Source organism: Pseudonocardia sp. ICBG601 (genome assembly GCF_020496245.1).
On sequence record NZ_JAHLJA010000148.1, the window covers coordinates 206,283 to 224,065 of the forward strand.

The following is a 17,783-nucleotide window of genomic DNA, read 5'->3' on the forward strand; positions in this document are numbered from 1 at the left end:
GCCCCGGTCCCTCGCGGAGGGACCGGGGCATCGTCGTGCCGGGATCAGGTGTTGATGACCTGGCCGGGGGTGATCAGGTGCCCGGCGCCGAGGCCCGGGTTCTTGGACAGCAGGTCCTTCCAGTTCGCGATGCCGTGCGCGGCCGCGATCTGTCCCAGGGTGTCGCCGGACTTCACCGTGTAGGTGCCGCCGGACGACGCCGCGGGGGCGCTGGCCTTCACGCGCTCCGGGGCCCGGGTGCCGGTGTCGGTCTCCAGGGTCCGCGGCGTGGCGGACCCGGACGCGCCGGTCTTCGACGAGCACGACGGCCAAGCGTTCCAGCCCTGGGCGGCCAGGACCTTCTCGGCGACGGCGATCTGCTGGGCCCGGGTGGCCTGGTGCGCCGACGTGGCGTACTCGCCGCCGCCGTAGGCCTTCCAGGTGCTCGGGCTGAACTGCAGGCCGCCGTAGTAGCCGTTGCCGGTGTTCGCGGCCCAGTTCCCGGTGCTCTCGCAGTGCGCGAGCGAGTCCCAGGTGGAGTCGGTGGCGGCGTTCGCGGTGCCCACGACGGCCAGCATCGGGGCGCCGAGGACGGCACCGGCGACGGCGGTCCGGACGATCGTGCGGCCGGCGGTGCTCGGTTTACGGTGTTTCCCACGGTAACGAGGCATGGCAGGTCTCCCGCGTGACGCGACCCGAACCGCACCCGGGGAGTGGGTGCCCGTTCCGGCGGCCGGGGGAGCGGCCACCGATCCGTCTGACGATCGGCCCTGTCCCACACCGATACCTCGGGGGCCGGTGGACCGCCGGACAGGGAGCGTTGCGGCACCGGAGCCCGGCCGCATGGGGGAGTCGGCCGAGCCGGGACCGAAGGTAGGTCACGTCAGGACGACGCGAAAGTCGACGGCGACACGGCGTGGCGTCGGACGTACCGGACACATGATGTTCGGGCCCTGCGTTTGCGCAGGTGACGAGCCCCGATCACGAACGGGAAACGTTCGCGCAAACAGTGCGATCGGTTCCACAAACGTGATACAGATCACAGTCACTGGGCCATCGGGGGGCCCCGGTCCGTGCACACGGAGTGGCGGGGGCCACCCTACCGACGCCCCCGTACTGTCGGGGTCGTGACCACCGAGCACAACCGGCCCGGCCCCGCGCTCAGCCACGTCGACGACGCCGGGGCGGCCCGGATGGTCGACGTCTCCGACAAGCGGCCCGGCCGCCGCGCCGCCGTCGCGACCGGGACCGTGCACACCACGGCCGAGGTCGTGCACCTGCTGGAGACCGACGGCCTCCCCAAGGGCGACGCGCTCGCCACCGCCCGCATCGCCGGGATCATGGGCGCCAAGCGCACCCCGGACCTCGTCCCGCTCTGCCACCCGATCGCGATCAGCGGGGTGACGCTGGACCTGACCCCGGCCACCGACGGCGACGCCGGCCGGGTCGCCATCCGCGCCGAGGTCCGCACCACCGACCGCACCGGGGTGGAGATGGAGGCGCTGACCGCGGTCGCCGTCGCCGGGCTCACCCTGCACGACATGATCAAGGCCGTGGACCCGGCCGCCGTGCTCGACGCCGTGCGCGTCGAGCGCAAGGAGGGCGGCAAGACCGGGCTGTGGGAGCGCGGGGCATGACCGCCGCGCGCACCGCCCGGGTCGTCACCGCGTCCAACCGCGCCGCGGCGGGCGTCTACACCGACCGCGGCGGGCCGCCGATCGTCGCCTGGCTGCGCGAGCGCGGCTACGACACCCCGGACCCGGTCGTCGTGCCGGACGGCGAGCCGGTCGGGCAGGCGCTGCGGGCGGCCGTCGCCGACGGGGTCGCGGTCGTCGTCACCACCGGGGGCACCGGCATCTCCCCCACCGACGCCACCCCCGAGGTCACCCGGGCCGTGCTCGACCACGAGATCCCGGGCCTGGCCGACGCGATCCGCCGCGCCGGGGAGGAGAAGGTGCCCACCGCGGTGCTCTCCCGCGGCCTGGCCGGGGTCGCGGGCCGCACCCTGATCGTCAACCTGCCCGGCTCCCCGGGCGGGGTGAAGGACGGCCTCGGCGTACTCGCCGGGGTCCTCGACCACGCGGTCGACCAGCTGCACGGAGGAGACCACCGATGACCGATCCCGCGACCACGCGGACCGCGACGGTCCTGCGTGCGGCCGTCGGCGAGGAGCCGCTCGACGTCGACGAGCACGCCCGCCTGGTCGAGCACGCCGCGGCCGGCGCGGTCGTCACCTTCGCCGGCGTCGTGCGCGACCACGACGGCGGGAAGTCGGTGCACGGGCTGGAGTACAGCGCGCACCCGACGGCCGCCCGGATCGTCGCCGAGGTCGCCGAGCAGGTGGCCGCGCACTCCCCCGGCGTCCGGGCGCTCGCGGTCAGCCACCGGGTCGGCCCGCTCGACATCGGCGAGGTCGCCCTCGCCTGCGCCGTCGCCGCCGAGCACCGCGGGCAGGCGTTCACCGCCTGCGCCGAGCTCGTCGACGAGGTGAAGCGGCTGCTGCCGGTCTGGAAGCACCAGCGGTTCGCCGACGGCTCCGACGAGTGGGTCAACTCGACCTGAGCCCGGCCGCGCACCCCCGGAACGACGGAACGGCCCGGGTCCGCCTCCCCGCGAGGGGAAGGGGACCCGGGCCGTCGTCCGCCGGGGCGGGTGCTGGGGACACCGCGCGCCCCGTGCCGTCCGTCCCGGATGGCGGTCCGGGGACGGTCGGCGGGATCAGCCGAGGTTCAGGACCTGGCCGACGCTGATCACGTTCACGTTGCCGATGCCGTTCGCGGCGGCCAGCTTCGCCACCGAGGTGCCGTGCGCGGCCGCGATCCGGCCCAGCGTGTCGCCCGACTTGACGGTGTAGCCACCAGCGGCCGGGGCGGCGGCCTTCTTCGGCGCGGCGGCGGGGGCCGACGCCTTCACACGCTTGTTGGTGTCGGCCGAGTAGCCGGTGATGCCCAGCTTCTTCGAGCAGGACGGCCACGCGCCCCAACCCTGGGCGGCCAGCACCTTCTCGGCGACGGCGATCTGCTCGGAGCGGCTGGCGTTGTACGCCGAGCCCTGGCCGCCGTAGGCGGACCAGGTGGACGGCGAGAACTGCAGCCCGCCGTGGTACCCGTTACCCGTGTTGATCGACCAGTTCCCGCCGCTCTCGCACTGGGCGAGCTGGTCCCAGACACTGTCCGGGGCGGCGTTGGCGGTACCGGCGATCGCAGCCGTCGCGCCGACCGCGACGACACCCGCCGCAGCCATGCGCAGGAGACTTCGGCCCTTGGGTCCCTTGGTCATTGTTTCGCTCCCACCGCGCCGTCCCGAGGACACGCACACTCCGCGCAGGAGGTCCCCAGGGCACAGTTGTGCCCACCGTGTCGTCGCGGGTGCGTCGATCGGGACCGGGGAGCGACGTCCATGACGCCCGCGGAGGTGGTCTCTCTCGTCCCCGTCCCGTTCCGTTTCCTCGACGGACCGGACAGCCGCGGGACGGGGGTGGTTCGGCGCGGCGGGTCCGGATGTGTGACTCGTTCAGGCGGCCGCTCCGGTGGACCGGCCGACGAGAAAGGTGAATGCGCGGAAAGAATTCGTCAATGAAGGGACCCGTGAGCGGAATCACTGTAACAACGATGTAATTATCAGATTCTCCCTAAACGCACTGGTCAACGGCTTCACATCACGGACCTATCTCGCGGTCGTGAACATTTCTGATCCGGAAGCAACTCGAACCTTCCGGGCCCCTCGTTCGTCTTCACGGGGAGGTCCCGGACCCGCCCGCGCGGTGAGGAGGGGCCCTCCTGGTGTGGCCGCGTTCACCGCTCGTCCTGCATGCTGGTTCGGTGAACGAACCCGCACCCGGCCCCGGGAGCCCGGACGAGCTCGCCGACGCGCTGCGCGCGACCGGCTACCTCGCCGACGACGGTCTCGCGACGGCGGCCTTCCTCGCCATGCGCATGAACCGTCCGCTCTTCTGCGAGGGCGAGCCGGGGACCGGTAAGACCGCGCTGGCCCAGGCACTGGCCGCCACGCTGGACGCACCGCTCATCCGCCTGCAGTGCCACGACGGTATCGACGCCGGTCAGGCCCTCTACGACTGGGACTTCCCCCGGCAGCTGCTGCACCTGCGCACCCTGGAGGCCGCGAGCGGGCGCGACGGGTTCGACCCGGACAGCGTCGAGGCCGGCCTCTACGACGAGCGCTTCCTGCTGGCCCGCCCGATCCTGCAGGCGCTGCGCACCAGCCCGTCGGTGCTGCTCATCGACGAGATCGACCGCGCCGACGACGAGTTCGAGGCCTTCCTGCTGGAGGTCCTCACCGAGCACGCGGTGACCATCCCCGAGCTCGGGGAGGTGCGCGCCGCGACGCCGCCGGTCGTCGTCCTCACCTCGAACCGGACGCGCGAGGTGCACGACGCGCTCAAGCGGCGCTGCCTCTACCTCTGGCTGGAGCACCCGAACATCGAGCGCGAGATCGAGATCCTGCACAGCAGGCTGCCCGAGGTGCCCGAGCGCCTCGCCGCGTCGGTCGCGCGGGCCGTGCAGAAGCTGCGCCACGCCGACCTGATCAAGCCCCCGGGCGTCGCGGAGACCCTGGACTGGGCCCGGGCGCTGCAGCTGATCGGTGCCCGGCACCTGGACCCGGAGTCGGCGGCGCGCACCCTCGGGGCCGTCCTCAAGTACCGGGAGGACGCCGACCGGGTCCACAAGCAGCTCGACACCCTGCTGGCGTCCTGACCCGGCCGCGATGACCGTCCCCCCGAGCCCGTCCCCGGCGGCCCCGCCACGGCCGCCTGCGGCGGAGCCCACCGGCACCACCGACGAGCTGCTGACCGGATTCGTCGGGTTCACCGAGGTCCTGCGCGCGGCGGGGGTCCCGGTCACCCAGGACCGGGTGACCGCCTACCTGCAGGCGCTCGACACCCTGGAGGTCACCGACCGCGACCAGACGTACTGGGCCGGCCGGCTGACGCTGTGCGCCGACCCCGACGACATCGTCCGGTACGACCTGGCGTTCCCGTCCTGGTTCGAGCCGACCAGCAACCGCCCGTCGAGCAACCGCGACGACCGCCCGCCCGCACCCCCGAAGCTGGCCGCGCTGCTGCCCGGCAGCGAGGGCGGGGAGGACGACCCCGACGACACCGACGGCCCGCAGATCAAGGCCGCCGCGACCGGCGCGGAGATCCTCCGCAACCGCGACCTCGGCGAGCTCTCCCCCGCCGAGCGCGAGCACCTGCGCCGGCTGATGACCCTGCTGAAGCCGGAGCCGCCGACCCGGGCGTCGCGGCGCCGCAGGCGCAACCGGCACGGCGAGGCCGACCCGCAGCGCACGCTGCGCGCGGCGCTGCGCAACCAGGGCGAGATCTTCCGGCTGGCCCGGCGCGACACCTCGCGCCGGCCGCGCAAGGTCGTGCTGCTGATCGACGTCTCGGGGTCGATGGAGCCCTACGCGGACGCGCTGATGCGCTTCGCCCACGTCGTCGTCCGCCGCTCGCCGCGCTCGGTCGAGGCGTTCACCCTGGGCACCCGGCTCACCCGCATCACCCGTGAGCTGCGGCTGCGCGACCCCGAGCACGCGCTGCGCGCCGCGGGCAGGGCCATCCCGGACTGGTCGGGCGGCACCCGGCTGGGCGAGGTGCTGCAGGCCTTCGTCGACCGCTGGGGACGCCGCGGCGCGGCCCGGCGGGCGGTCGTGGTCGTCTTCTCCGACGGCTGGGAGCGCGGCGGCACCGAGCTGCTCGGCACCCAGGCCGAGCAGCTGTCCCGGCTGGCCCACCGGCTGATCTGGGTCAACCCGCACGCGGGCAAGGACGGCTACGCCCCGGTCCAGGGGGGAATAGTCGCGGCCCTTCCGCACTTGGACGACCTGCTGGCCGGGCACAGCCTGGACACGCTGGAGAAACTGCTCGAGGTGGTGCGCAATGCGTGACGTGATCGACCAGCTCGAAGGCTGGTGGAAGAACGGTGAGCCGGCCGCGCTCGCGACGGTGGTCGGGACCTTCCGGTCCGCACCGCGCCAGCCGGGGGCATCGATGCTCGTCGGCCCGGCGGGCGAGGCCGTCGGCTCGGTCTCGGGCGGCTGCGTCGAGGGCGCGGTCTACGAGCTCGGGCAGCAGGTGCTGTCCGAGGAACGACCGGTGCTGCAGCGCTACGGCGTCTCCGACGACGACGCGTTCGCCGTCGGCCTGACCTGCGGCGGCATCCTCGACATCTTCGTGGAGAAGGTGACCCCGGAGACCTACGCACAGCTCGGCCGGATCGCCGAGGCGATCCGCGACGAGGACCCGGTCGCGGTGGCCACGGTCGTCGCGGGCCCCTCGGAGCTGCTCGGCAGGCGCCTGATCGTCTGGCCGGACCGGACCGAGGGCGGCACCGGCTCGGACCGGATCGACGACGCCGTGCGCGACGACGTCCGCGGTCTGCTCGACTCCGGCCGCAACGCGACGCTGACCTACGGCGTCCACGGCGAGCGTCGCGGGGAGGGTCTGCAGATCTTCGTCGAGTCGTTCGCGCCGCCGCCCCGCATGATCGTGTTCGGGGCGATCGACTTCGCCGCCGCGGTGGCCCGGATGGGCACCTTCCTCGGCTTCCGGGTGACCGTCTGCGACGCCCGTCCGGTGTTCGCGACCGCGAGCCGCTTCCCGGGGGCCAACGAGGTCGTCGTCGAGTGGCCGCACCGGTACCTGCAGGCCGAGGCCGACGCGGGCCGGATCGACCAGCGCACCGCGCTGTGCGTGCTCACCCACGACCCGAAGTTCGACGTGCCGCTGCTGGAGGTCGCGCTGCGACTGCCCGAGGTCGGCTACATCGGGGCGATGGGCTCGCGGCGCACCCACGACGACCGGCTCGAGCGCCTGCGCGAGCGGGGCGTGACCGAGGCCGAGATCGCGAAGATGTCGTCGCCGATCGGGCTGGACCTGGGCGCCCGCACCCCGGAGGAGACCGCGGTGTCGATCGCCGCGGAGATGATCGCCCAGCACTGGGGCGGCGAGGGCATCCGGCTGGCCGAACGCGAGGGGCCCATCCACGCGTCCTGAGTCCCTCCGCTTTCGGTCAGGACGGGGCCGGTCCGGACACCGGCCCCGACCTGCGGTCCGTTCTGCCGCCCGCCGATCGAGCAGGTCCGGGGAGGGGGTGTCCCTGTACCGTGGGCCACACGCTCGTGACCGAGCCGCTCGTTGCCGTCGTCGAGCGGCGAGTCGAAACGTGCAGCAGCAGGAGGAGGGCAACGTGGTCCTCACCGGTTCGGCCGGCTCCGTCGCCCCTGACCACGGGCACCGCGGGACCGTGCGACGGGAGACCGTTCTCGTGCTCGACGGGGAGACCGGCACGTCCGGCACCGACGAGGGCTACACCGTCCGCGCGGCCCACAGCCCGCGGGAGCCACGGCCGCGGCTGTCCAAGTTCCACGCCCCCGAGATCGTCTTCGGGCCGGACTCGCTGCCGGAGACCGCGCACGCCGCACTGCGACTCGGCGCGCGCCGCCCGTTCGTCGTCACCGACCCGGGGGTGACCGAGGCCGGGTGGCCCGCCGAGCTGCTGCGCCACCTGCGCGCCGCGGGCCTGCGCCCGCAGCTGTGGAACGAGATCACCCCGAACCCGAAGGACCACGAGATCCAGGCCGGGTTCGAGCGCTACGAGAGCTCCGGCTGCGACGTGGTGATCGGCGTCGGCGGCGGCTCGGTGATCGACGCCGCGAAGGGTGTCGCCCTGCTCGCGGCCAACGGCGGCACGATCCTCGACTACGAGGGCATCGACCGCATCGCCAACCCGATCCCGCCGCTGGTGATGGTGCCGTCGACCTCGGGCACCGGCGCCGACGTCTCCCAGTTCTGCATCATCACCGACACGGCGCGTCTCACCAAGATCACCATCATGGGCCGGGCCCTGGTCCCGGACGTCTCGGTGATCGACCCGCGGCTGCTCGTCACCATGCCGGACTGGCTCAACGCCGCGACCGGCCTGGACGCGCTCACCCACGGCATCGAGGCGTTCGTGTCACTGGCCCACGGCCCGCTGACCGACACCCACGCGCTGCACGCGGTCGCGCTCGTCCACGCCAACCTGCCGACAACGATGATCCGCCGCCACGACGACGGCCCCCGCACCGCGATGGCGCAGGCCGCGCTCGAGGCGGGCCTGGCGTTCACGAACGCGATCCTCGGCGCCACCCACGCGATGAGCCACCAGGTCGGCGGCATGCTCGACCTGCCGCACGGCCTGATCAACGGGGTGCTGCTGCCGCACGTGATCCGGTTCAACGGCTCGGCCTCCGACGCCGACGCGGCGCGCTTCGTCCCGATCGCCCAGGCCATGGGGCTGCCCGCCCGGCCGGGGATGCCCGGCGACGAGGCCGTGGACATGGTCGCGACCGAGGTCCGCAAGCTGGCCGACGAGGTCGGTGTCCCGACCGGGCTCGCCGCGATCGGGGTGCGCGAGGCCGACGTCCCGCGGCTGTCCCGGCTCACCCTCGGCGACGCCTGCCTGACCACCAACCCGCGCACGGCGAGCGTGGAGCAGATCGAGGACCTGTTCCGGGAAGCGCTGTGACGCCCGCACGGAGGCCCTCGCGGTGACCGCCGCCGCCCGCTTCCCGCGCCGCCGCACACCCGCACCGCCCTCGTCGCCGGCCGCCGGGGGCCGGGTCCGCCCCGACCTCGACCAGCTCACCGGCCTGCGGACCGGCAAGCCGTCGTTCTACCCGGAGTACCGCGAGGGGGCCGAGCGGCTGCGCCGGGTCATCCTCGCGCTGGACCGGATCTCGGCCGCGCTGGTCCGCACGATGGAGGGCTCCGAGGCGCTGGTCCGCGCGGTCGCCGACGCGGCCGCCGACCACCTGTCGGCGGACTGGGTGGTGCTCGGGCTCGTCGACGGCGAGCTGCCCGACGCCGCGCCGCGGCACGTCGTCCTCGGGCCGGACGGCGTCGAGTGGGCCGACCTGGGGTCGGTGCCCGAGCGCGTGCGCCGGCACGTGGAACGACTGCACGCCGGCGACGGCCACCACCATCACGACGACGACCCGCGCCCCCGGCACCTGCACGTCCCGATCCGGCTCGACGGCCGCACCGTCGGCGGGTTCGTCGCGTGGACGCCGCCGGAACGTCACATCGACGACACCGACCACTCGGTGCTGCGCATCCTGGCCGGTCAGACGGCGTCGGCGCTGCAGAACTGCGCGCTGCTGGAGCGGGCCGAGCGGCTGCACGCGCGCACCGCGGCCCAGGCCGAGGACCTGCGCGTCCGCAACGACGAGCTGATGCTCACCCAGCAGGCACTCGGCGCGGCCCGCCAGCGGGAGGTCCTCGACAACGAGCGGCACCGCATCGCCCGCGAGCTGCACGACAGCGTCACCCAGTACGCCCTGTCGGCCGGGATGCACATCGAGCTGTGCCGGTCGGAGATCACCGAGCCGGACCTGCTCCAGCACCTCGACACGGCCAAGGACCTGACGCGGCGCGCCGTCGAGCAGCTGCGGTCGGCGATCTACGCACTCAACGACGACGACCACGCCGACAAGGACCTGCCCTCGATGCTGCGGCAGCTGTCCACCGTGCACATGCCCGACGAGCTGCGGGTCGAGGTGACGATCGGCGGGGCCCCGGTGCCGCTGCCGCACGAGCACGAGCAGTCGCTGTTCCGGATCGCCGGCGAGGCGTTGTTCAACACGGCGATGCACGCGTCGGCCTCGCGGGCGGTGGTGCGGCTGGCCTACGCCGACGGCCGCGTCCGCCTGTCGATCTCCGACGACGGCGGCGCCTCCCCCGAGCAGATCCGCCGCACGCTGCGTGCGGCGTCGGTCCGCGGCCCCTCCGGGGAGCACCGCGGCCTCGTGAACATGGACGCCCGCGCCCGCGAGATGGGCGGGACCCTGCGGTTCCGCCGCTCGCGGATCGGTGGGCTGCAGGTGCAGGTGGACGTCCCGATCGGGACGCCGGGGAAGGAGCTCGGATGAGCAGCGGCACACGGACCGCCCCGGGAGGTCCCGGGCACGCCACCGGCGGCGCCGCCCGGGGCCGCACCGGCACGGACGCCCGCAGCGGCGGCGGACCGGATGCCCGCGGCGGGGCCGGTGTCGGCGCGCGCGGCCCCGGCCACGGCGGTGGTCACGGGGGCGGTCACGGCGGTGGTCACGGCATCCCCGGTCAGGCGGGCCCCGGGCAGGGCGGCGGGAACGCGCCGGGCGGCGGGATGCACGGGTCCGGCGGGACCGCGGCGACCCGCACCGGTCCCGGTCCCGCGGGCGTCGTGGCGCGGCCGATCCGGATCGTGCTGGTCGACGACCACTCGATCATGCGCCAGGGGCTGCGCGCGGTCCTGGAGCGCGAGGACGACCTGCGCATCGTCGGCGAGGCGGGCAGCGCACCGGAGGCGTTCGCCGCCGTCGCGACCGGCCGGCCGCAGGTGGTGCTGCTCGACCTCAAGCTGGCGTCCGGCCCGCAGACCGACGGTCTCGAGGTCTGCCGCAAGCTGTGCGCCGACCACCCCGGCATCGGGGTGCTGGTGCTGACGACCTTCGCCGAGGACCGCCTCGTCGTCGAGTCGGTGCAGGCCGGCGCCCGCGGCTACGTGGTGAAGGACGTCGACACCACCGAGCTCGTCCGCGCGATCCGCGCGGTGTCCCGTGGGGAGAGCGCGTTCGACGCCCGGTCGGCGTCGGCGATGGTGCGGTCGCTGTCCGGCGGGATGCCCGACCGGGAACGGCTGACCGACCGTGAACTGGACGTGCTCCGCCTGCTGGCCCGGGGGCTGTCCAACCGCGCGATCGGTGCCGAGCTGTTCATCTCCGAGACGACGGTCAAGTTCCACGTCGGCAACCTGATGCGCAAGCTGATGGTGTCGCGTCGTGCCGAGGCGGTCTACGCGGCCACCAAGCTCGGCCTCCTCTGACCCCGACGTCCCGGCCACCCCTCTCCGCCCGCCCTTCCTCACGTCACGGCGGCACAGCGGCACAGCGGCACAGCGGCACAGCGGCACAGCGGCACAGCGTGAGGGTGCGCGCGAGCCGAGGGGCGTCGTCGACGACTCCGGATCGCGTTCCGCGGAACGCGGTCCGCTCTCGGAGCGCCGTGGTCGAGCCCGCGTACCGCGCCCGCGGCGCGGTCCCCACGGACGGCCTCGACAGTCCCCGTGCACCCGGACCCCGACAGGCGGCCGGACCGCGCTCCCACACCCCGGCGCACGTTCCGCGGAACGCGATCCCGGGCCCGGATGCCCGCCGGCCGGTGGACCGGGAGGGGTCCGGCGGACAGTCCGTCCGTCTCTCCGACCTGCGGACGTAGGCGACCACGCAACCGCGCGGCCGCGTTCCGCGGAACGCGATCGCCCCGGTCCGGGCCGGATCCCACCGTCGGTGCGGACCGGAACTGTCGGACCCACCCGGCACACTCCGATCGAACACACGTTCGACGAAGGAGAGTGCCGTGCCGACCTCCACCCTCACGACCACGCCCGCCGGTGAGCTGAGCCTGCCGGATCTCGAGTCCGAGCTCCTCGGTCTCGCCGGCCACATCGCCGCCGCCGAGTGCCGGTTCCTGCGCCTGCTCGCCGAGTTCGACGACCGCGGCGGCTGGTGCGGCGTCGGCGTCCGGTCCTGCGCCCACTGGCTGACCTGGCGCGCGGGGATGAGCCTGCGCACCGCCACCGAGCACCTGCGCGTCGCGCACGCGCTGACCCGGCTGCCCCGGATCACCGAGGCGTTCGCGGCCGGCCGGATCTCCTACTCGAAGGTCCGGGCCGTCACCCGCCTCGTCGGCGCGGACGATGCGGTCCTCGACCGCATGGCCGCCGCCGCTTCGCCGGCCTCCGCCACGGAGCCGCTCCGTCGCCCCGGCAGCGATCCCGACGACGACTCCGGCGGGGCATCGGTCGACGGCGCATCACGGGAAGGGCCTGACGACGCCGTCCGGGGAGCGGGAGTCGTGTCCGGCACGGGCACGAGCACGGGTCACGGCGCCGGAGACGGCCGCGGATCGGGCGCCGGCTCCGACCTGTCGGACGCCGGGAGTGCGGACGGGGCCACCACGTCACCCGCCGGGGACACCGGTCCGTGGGTCGGCACGGGGAGCCGGCAGGTCGCGGTCGCCGCTCCGGAGTCGCACGGGGGCACCAAGCCGGACGATCCTCCGCGGGCCGCGGCCGGGCCGGACGCCGAGCAGGTGCTCCTGGACCTCGCGCTGGGCGGGACCGCGAGCCATGTCGAGACCGTCGTCCGGGCGGTCCGCCGACGCTGCGCGCCGCCGCGCGACCTCGCCGCCCGGCGTGGGGTGAGCTGGCACCACGACGTCGACGGGTCCCTGGTCGTCCGGGCCCGGCTCACTCCCGAGGACGGCGCCCTCCTGGTCGCGGCGATCGAGGCCGGGGTCGCCGCCGCTCGCCCGGCTCCCGCCGGCCCCACCACGCCGCCCGGCGACGACGACACCGACGATCCGGCCGCACGTGAGGGGCGACGGTCGGGATGGGACGGGCCCGATCCGCACGAACAGGCCCGCCGCACGGAGGAGCAGGCCCCGGGCGCCGTCGTCGACACCCTGGCCGCCCGGCGGGCCGACGCCCTGCTGGACCTGGTCGTCCGCGAGCCGGGAGCGGCCGGTGGCGCGGTGGTGGAGCGGGGCGCGGCGCGGGTGACGGTCGTCGTCGACGCGGGGACCGGCACCGCGCGGCTCGCCGGCGGCCCCGAGATCGCCGCGAGCACCGCCGAGCGCCTGGCCTGCGACGCCCGGGCCCGCGTGCTGCTCACCGACCGCGCCGCGAACCGGATGTACCTCGGCCGGAGCAGGCGCCTGGCGAGCCCGGCGCAGATCGCCGCACTGACCGCCGACGGCGGCGGTTCCTGCCGGTTCCCGGGGTGCCACCACACCCGCCACCTGCACGCCCACCACGTCCGGCACTGGCTGCGGGGCGGGCCGACGGACGTCGACAACCTGGTCCTGCTCTGCTCGTTCCACCACCGTCTGGTGCACGACCACGGCTACCTGGTCCTGCGCCCACCCGGCGAGGACTGGCTGTTCCACCGGCCCGACGGCACCCCCGTCGAGGCCACGGGCAGACCGCTGGACGGCAGCGCCGAGTCCCTCGTCGAACGGAACACGCGGGCCCGGCTGCGGATCGATCGCAGCACCCTCACCCCGGACTGGTACGGCGACCGGCTCGACCCCGAGCCGATCCTCGACGCCCTGCTCCCGCCCGGCACGACGGCCGCCGCGGCCTGAACCCCGCAGGTCCTCCGCCGGGCGGCCGAGCACGCACCCGGCCGGGAGCCGACGCGGGCTGCGGCGCACCGGGCCGGTGGGAGCCCCGCGGGAGACCGGCGCGGAACCGGCGAGCGAGGGGACGGACCGCGTTCCGCGGAACGCGACGTCGGCCCACCCACCCGGCATCCACGCCCGGACCGGGTCGGCGCACCCGTGACCGGCCAGGTCAGCGCGTCGCCTGGACGGTGAAGCTCAGTGGCACGTCGGGGAGGCCGTCGGTCACGTGCCACTCGCCGTCGTCGTCCTCGGCCATCCGGCCGGGCAGGGCCTCCCAGGGGACGGTCCGGTGCTCGGTGAGACCGGTCAGCGTCAGTCCCTGGTCGAGCAGCGCGGTGACGATCTCACCGAGGCCGTGGCTCCACTCGTGGGTCACGGTCGCGGTCAGGGGGCGTGCGGTGGCGACGTAGCTGCTGTCGTCGTCGAACTCCAGCGGTTCGGTCGTCTCGAACCAGGGGTGGCGGACGGCGAGGTGCTCGTCGAGGGTCCCGAGGAACGGGTGCATGTCCCGGACGAACAGCCGGCCGCCGGGCGCGAGCAGCCGGGCGACGACCGCCGCCCACCGGGTGACGCTCGGCAGCCAGCAGAGTGCGCCGATGCCGGTGTAGACCACGTCGAACCCGTGGTGCGGCAGGACCTCGTCGGCGCGCAGGACGTCAGACTCGACGTAGTCGATGTCGGCTCCGGCGCGGGCCGCGAGGGCGCGGGCCTGCTCCAGCGAGGCCGGGGAGAAGTCCAGGCCGGTGACCCGGGCGCCGAGCCGGTGCAGCGACAGCGTGTCGGTGCCGATGTGGCACTGCAGGTGCACGACGCGCAGGCCGGCGACCGGGCCGAGCCGGTCGGCGTCGAAGCGGACCACCCCGGACAGCCGTGCGGGATCGGCGACGAGCGCGTCCACGCCGTAGTCGGGGCTCTGCGCGTGCAGCGGGGCGCGGTCGTCCCAGGAGGCGCGGTTGAGCGAGAGCGAGCGGTCCACCCGCCCAGCAGAGCACGGGCGGGCCGCGGGGACGACCGGTTTCCGGCCCCGGTAGACAGGACCGATGCGCTGGTACGCCGAACGTCCCGACCGGATCGCCCGCCAGGTCGTCGCCGACGTCGTCGCGCTGCTGTGGACGGTCCTCGCCGTCACCGCCGGCGTGGCCGTGCACGACGGGCTGTCCGCGCTGCGGGGGCCCGGCGACTCGCTGGTCGTCGCGGGCGGGCGGGTCTCCGACGCCTTCACCGGGGTCGCCGGGGCGGTCGGGGCGATCCCGTTCATCGGGTCCGACCTGGCCCGCGCGCTGGATCCGGCCGCGGGGGCGGGCACCGAGCTCGTCGCGGCGGGGCGGGAGTTCGGCGACGCCGTCGGCACCCTCGCGGCGGGGGCGCTGGTCGTCGTCCCGCTGGTGATGCTGCTGCCGGTGCTGCTCGGCTGGCTGCCGCTGCGGCTGCGCTACGCCCGGCGGGCCGGTGCCGCCGTCGCCGCGCGGGCCGCCGCGCCGGACCTGCTGGCCGTGCGGGCGCTGTCCCGGGTGCCGGTGTCGCGGTTGGTCCGGGTCGCGCCGGACCCGGCGGCGGCGTGGCGGTCCGGGGACCCCGCCGTCGTGGCGGCACTGGCCGCGCTGGAGCTGTCCGACCTGGGCCTGCACGCGCACCCGCACGACTGAGCGACGGCACGACGACGACCGGGCGAGGACGCAACGACCGGGCGACGACGCGGTCTCGTTACCGACGGGCACCGCGGCGGGTGCGAAGCTGTCGACCATGCCGCTGTTCGCCCTGGAGGGCCTCTCCCCCACCGTGCACCCGGACGCCTTCGTCGCCCCGACCGCGACGCTCGTCGGGGACGTACGCGTCGAGGAGGGCGCCTCGATCTGGTACAACGCCGTGCTCCGCGCCGACCTCGGGCCGATCGTCGTGCGCGCCGGCGCCAACGTGCAGGACGGGTCGGTGCTGCACGGCGGCGACGACCCGGTCACCGAGATCGGCGAGGGCGCCACGATCGGGCACCTGTGCGTGGTGCACGGTGCCGTGATCGGGGCACGGGCGGTCGTCGGGAACGGCAGCACCGTGCAGGACGGTGCCCGGATCGGCGAGGGCGCGATGGTCGCCGCCGGGTCGACGGTCGCGCCGAACTCCGAGCTGCCCGCCGACCGGCTGATGCTCGGCTCCGCGGCGAAGGAGCGCGGCGAGCTGACCGAGCAGGCCCGCTGGTGGGTGCGGACCAACCCGGACTTCTACCGCGCCCTGGCCCGGCGGCACGCCGACGGCGTCACCCCCGCCTGAGGCCTCCCGATCGGTTCCGGCGCGTTCCGCGGAACGCGCCGGACCGTCAGTCCTCGCGTTCGGGGGAGCTCGCCTGTGCCCGGTAGCGGCGCGGGATCCGGCCGGCGTGCCGGGCGTCCCACCCCGCCTCCACCCCGCGGCGCATCGCGCGCGCCATCCGCTCCGGGTCGGCGGCGCGGGTGACCGCGGTGGCGAGCAGGACGGCGTCGCAGCCCAGCTCCATCGCCAGCGCCGCCTCGGAGGCGGTGCCGATCCCGGCGTCGAGCACGACCGGCACGCCGGCGGCGGCCACGATCATCTCGATGTTGTGCGGGTTGCGGATGCCCAGCCCGGTGCCGATCGGCGAGCCCAGCGGCATGACCGCGGCGCACCCGACCTGCTCCAGGCGACGGGCGAGGATCGGGTCGTCGTTGGTGTAGGGCAGCACGGTGAAGCCGTCGTCGACGAGCTGCTCGGCGGCGTCGAGGAGCTCGACCGGGTCGGGCAGCAGGGTCGTCTCGTCGGCGACGACCTCCAGCTTCACCAGGTCGGTCTCCATCGCCTCGCGCGCCATCCGCGCGGTGAGCACCGCCTCGGCGGCGGTCCGGCAGCCCGCGGTGTTGGGCAGCACGGCGATCCCGAGGCGGCGCAGCAGGTCCAGCAGCCCGGTCCCGCCCGCGACGTCGACGCGTCGCAGCGCCACCGTCGTCAGCTCGGTGCCGGACGCGACCAGCGCCCGCTCCAGGATCTCCAGGTTCGCGGCACCACCGGTGCCCATCACCAGCCGCGAGTCGAACAGGTGGTCGCCGAACGCGAGCTTGTCGGTCTGCACAGCCATGCTCATCCTCCCTGTACCGCGGTCAGGACCTCGACCCGCGCGCCGTCGGCGGGGCGGTGCCCGGCCCACGACGTACGCGGCACGACCTCCCCGTCGACGGCGACGGCGATCCCCCGCTCCGGCAGCCCGGCCTCGGCCAGGATCCGGGCGAGGTCGGCGCCGTCGTCGACGTCGCGGTGCTCGCCGTTCAGCACGATCCGCATCAGTGGTTCCCCTCCTCGCGTGCCCCGGCGGCGGCCGGGGCGAACCGTCGCGGGTCCGCCGCGCGGACCGGTTCCGGCACGTCGTCGCCGCGCAGCAGCGCCGCGACGGCCGCCGCGGTCACCGGTACCAGCAGCATCCCGTTGCGGCCGTGCCCGGTCGCCGCGATCAGCCCGTCGGGCCCGGTGCGCCCGATCAGCGGCAGGTTGTCCCGGCTGCCCGGCCGCAGCCCGGCCGCGGTCTCGGTCAGCGCGTACTCGGCGATACCGGGCAGGATCCGCTCGGCGTCGCGCAGCAGGTCGCGCACCCCGCCGACGGTGACGTCGGTGTCGAATCCGTTCTCCGCCGTCGTCGCGCCGACGACGAGGTCGCCGTACCCGGGCAGCGTCCTCGGCACGGCGTAGACCGGCCGTCCGTCGACGAGCGCCCGCACCGTCCGCGACGGCGGTGGCAGCGCCCCGGCGCGCCGGGTCAGCCGCAGGATCTCGCCCTTCACCGGGCGGACCAGCCCGTCGAGCACCGGGTGCAGCGACGACGAGTGCGCCCCCGCCGCGACGACGACCGCGTCCGCCGCGACCTCGGTCCCGTCCGCGAGCCGCACGCCGGTGACACGGACGCCGTCGTCGAGCACGCGCGCGACCCCGCGGTCGGAGACGACGACCCCGGCCCGCCCGGCCGCGGTCGCCAGTGCGGCGAGCAGCCGCCGGTTGTCCACCGACGGGTCGTCGGGCACCGACAGGCCGCCGCGGACCTCCGGGCCCAGCGCGGGTTCGAGGCGGCGCAGCTCACGGCCGGTCAGCCGGTGCACGTCGCGGCCGAGGGACTCCAGGTAGTCCGCGAGCGCGGTCAGCTCGGCGCGGTCCCCGGACCCGGTCGCGGCGACGACGGTGCCCTCCGGGTGCAGCCCGGCGTCGGTGCCGGCGTCGGCGGACAGGGCCGCGGCGAACTCCGGCCAGCGTGCGACCGAGTCCAGCCCGAGGGCGAGCAGGTCCTCCTCGCCGGGCCAGGCCTCGGTGACCGGGGCGAGCATCCCGCCGGCCACCCAGGACGCGCCGCGGCCGGGGGCCGGATCGAACACCGTCACCGACCAGCCGTCGCGGGCCGCCGCGCGGGCGACGGACAGGCCGACGGCCCCCGCACCCGCGACGACCAGCCGTCCGGCACTCGCGCTCATCGGATCCACCTCACTCCCTGCGCCGGCATGACCCGGATCAGGTTCGACGGTCGGGACCGCGTCGCGGATCCCCTCTCAGCCCGCTGTCCGGGCTCCCGTGGTTCGTCGTCGTCCGGGGCCCA

At 75.1% G+C, this 17,783-nt stretch carries 18 protein-coding genes and 1 riboswitch; of the genes, 12 read left to right on the top strand and 6 right to left on the bottom strand.

The window, feature by feature from the left end; translation table 11 throughout:
- Positions 1-44: 44 nt before the first annotated feature.
- Positions 45-650, bottom strand: a complete 606-nt coding sequence (locus tag KPL57_RS30005) for a transglycosylase family protein (RefSeq protein ID WP_226354041.1) — start codon at positions 648-650, stop codon at positions 45-47.
- 456 nt (positions 651-1,106) lie between these two features.
- On the opposite strand from KPL57_RS30005, the gene moaC reads away from it, so the two are divergent.
- From moaC to KPL57_RS30020, 3 genes are read left to right on the top strand one after another with little or no spacing between them, the layout of a single operon-like run.
- Complete coding sequence (gene moaC / locus KPL57_RS30010) at positions 1,107-1,616, top strand: cyclic pyranopterin monophosphate synthase MoaC (protein ID WP_226354042.1); 510 nt, start codon at positions 1,107-1,109, stop codon at positions 1,614-1,616.
- Positions 1,613-2,095, top strand: a complete 483-nt coding sequence (locus KPL57_RS30015; RefSeq protein WP_062403845.1) for a molybdenum cofactor biosynthesis protein B — start codon at positions 1,613-1,615, stop codon at positions 2,093-2,095. The genes moaC and KPL57_RS30015 overlap by 4 nt, the downstream gene beginning before the upstream one ends.
- Positions 2,092-2,541, top strand: coding sequence for a molybdenum cofactor biosynthesis protein MoaE (locus tag KPL57_RS30020; RefSeq protein ID WP_226354043.1), 450 nt, complete (start codon positions 2,092-2,094; stop codon positions 2,539-2,541). The genes KPL57_RS30015 and KPL57_RS30020 overlap by 4 nt, the downstream gene beginning before the upstream one ends.
- 156 nt (positions 2,542-2,697) lie before the next feature.
- On the opposite strand, the gene KPL57_RS30025 is transcribed toward KPL57_RS30020, so the two are convergent.
- A complete protein-coding gene (locus KPL57_RS30025; protein WP_226354044.1) occupies positions 2,698-3,222 on the bottom strand; it encodes a transglycosylase family protein in 525 nt (174 codons plus the stop codon).
- Positions 3,223-3,800: 578 nt separating this feature from the next.
- Here KPL57_RS30025 and KPL57_RS30030 point away from each other — a divergent pair.
- From KPL57_RS30030 to KPL57_RS30060, 7 genes are all read left to right on the top strand, one after another.
- Positions 3,801-4,694 (top strand): MoxR family ATPase, encoded by an 894-nt coding sequence (locus KPL57_RS30030; RefSeq protein WP_226354045.1) that lies wholly within the window; start codon positions 3,801-3,803, stop codon positions 4,692-4,694.
- Positions 4,695-4,704: 10 nt separating this feature from the next.
- The gene (locus KPL57_RS30035) at positions 4,705-5,886 is read left to right on the top strand and encodes a VWA domain-containing protein (RefSeq protein ID WP_226354046.1); all 1,182 of its coding nucleotides are present in this window, start codon (positions 4,705-4,707) and stop codon (positions 5,884-5,886) included.
- Positions 5,879-6,994: an XdhC/CoxI family protein gene (locus KPL57_RS30040; protein WP_226354047.1), complete on the top strand. Its 1,116-nt coding sequence runs from the start codon at positions 5,879-5,881 to the stop codon at positions 6,992-6,994. Before KPL57_RS30035 ends, KPL57_RS30040 begins: the two co-directional genes overlap by 8 nt.
- A gap of 169 nt (positions 6,995-7,163) precedes the next feature.
- A complete protein-coding gene (locus KPL57_RS30045) occupies positions 7,164-8,507 on the top strand; it encodes an iron-containing alcohol dehydrogenase (RefSeq protein ID WP_226354048.1) in 1,344 nt (447 codons plus the stop codon).
- A gap of 22 nt (positions 8,508-8,529) precedes the next feature.
- Positions 8,530-9,909: a histidine kinase gene (locus tag KPL57_RS30050; RefSeq protein ID WP_308253052.1), complete on the top strand. Its 1,380-nt coding sequence runs from the start codon at positions 8,530-8,532 to the stop codon at positions 9,907-9,909.
- Positions 9,906-10,844: a response regulator transcription factor gene (locus KPL57_RS30055; RefSeq protein ID WP_308016853.1), complete on the top strand. Its 939-nt coding sequence runs from the start codon at positions 9,906-9,908 to the stop codon at positions 10,842-10,844. The genes KPL57_RS30050 and KPL57_RS30055 overlap by 4 nt, the downstream gene beginning before the upstream one ends.
- Before the next feature lie 533 nt (positions 10,845-11,377).
- Positions 11,378-13,165: an HNH endonuclease signature motif containing protein gene (locus KPL57_RS30060; protein WP_226354049.1), complete on the top strand. Its 1,788-nt coding sequence runs from the start codon at positions 11,378-11,380 to the stop codon at positions 13,163-13,165.
- A 208-nt stretch (positions 13,166-13,373) separates the two neighbouring features.
- Here the strand turns inward: KPL57_RS30060 and KPL57_RS30065 are convergent, their stop codons facing one another.
- Entirely contained in the window at positions 13,374-14,180 is an 807-nt protein-coding gene (locus KPL57_RS30065) for a class I SAM-dependent methyltransferase (protein ID WP_226354050.1), read from the bottom strand.
- A gap of 64 nt (positions 14,181-14,244) precedes the next feature.
- Between KPL57_RS30065 and KPL57_RS30070 the strand changes: the two genes are divergently transcribed.
- Both KPL57_RS30070 and KPL57_RS30075 read left to right on the top strand, forming a co-directional pair.
- Positions 14,245-14,850 (top strand): hypothetical protein, encoded by a 606-nt coding sequence (locus KPL57_RS30070; RefSeq protein WP_226354051.1) that lies wholly within the window; start codon positions 14,245-14,247, stop codon positions 14,848-14,850.
- A gap of 97 nt (positions 14,851-14,947) precedes the next feature.
- Complete coding sequence (locus KPL57_RS30075; protein ID WP_226354052.1) at positions 14,948-15,469, top strand: gamma carbonic anhydrase family protein; 522 nt, start codon at positions 14,948-14,950, stop codon at positions 15,467-15,469.
- A 46-nt stretch (positions 15,470-15,515) separates the two neighbouring features.
- Here KPL57_RS30075 and KPL57_RS30080 read toward each other — a convergent pair whose 3' ends face one another.
- The 3 genes from KPL57_RS30080 to thiO all read right to left on the bottom strand — a co-directional run bounded on the left by KPL57_RS30080 (position 15,516) and on the right by thiO (position 17,661).
- The gene (locus KPL57_RS30080) at positions 15,516-16,286 is read right to left on the bottom strand and encodes a thiazole synthase (protein ID WP_226354053.1); all 771 of its coding nucleotides are present in this window, start codon (positions 16,284-16,286) and stop codon (positions 15,516-15,518) included.
- Positions 16,287-16,288: 2 nt separating this feature from the next.
- Complete coding sequence (thiS, locus tag KPL57_RS30085) at positions 16,289-16,489, bottom strand: sulfur carrier protein ThiS (RefSeq protein WP_062398305.1); 201 nt, start codon at positions 16,487-16,489, stop codon at positions 16,289-16,291.
- Positions 16,489-17,661, bottom strand: coding sequence for a glycine oxidase ThiO (gene thiO, locus KPL57_RS30090; RefSeq protein WP_226354054.1), 1,173 nt, complete (start codon positions 17,659-17,661; stop codon positions 16,489-16,491). The genes thiS and thiO overlap by 1 nt, the downstream gene beginning before the upstream one ends.
- A riboswitch (TPP riboswitch) is annotated at positions 17,659-17,767 on the bottom strand. (Overlaps the previous gene by 3 nt.)
- Positions 17,768-17,783 lie beyond the last annotated feature (16 nt).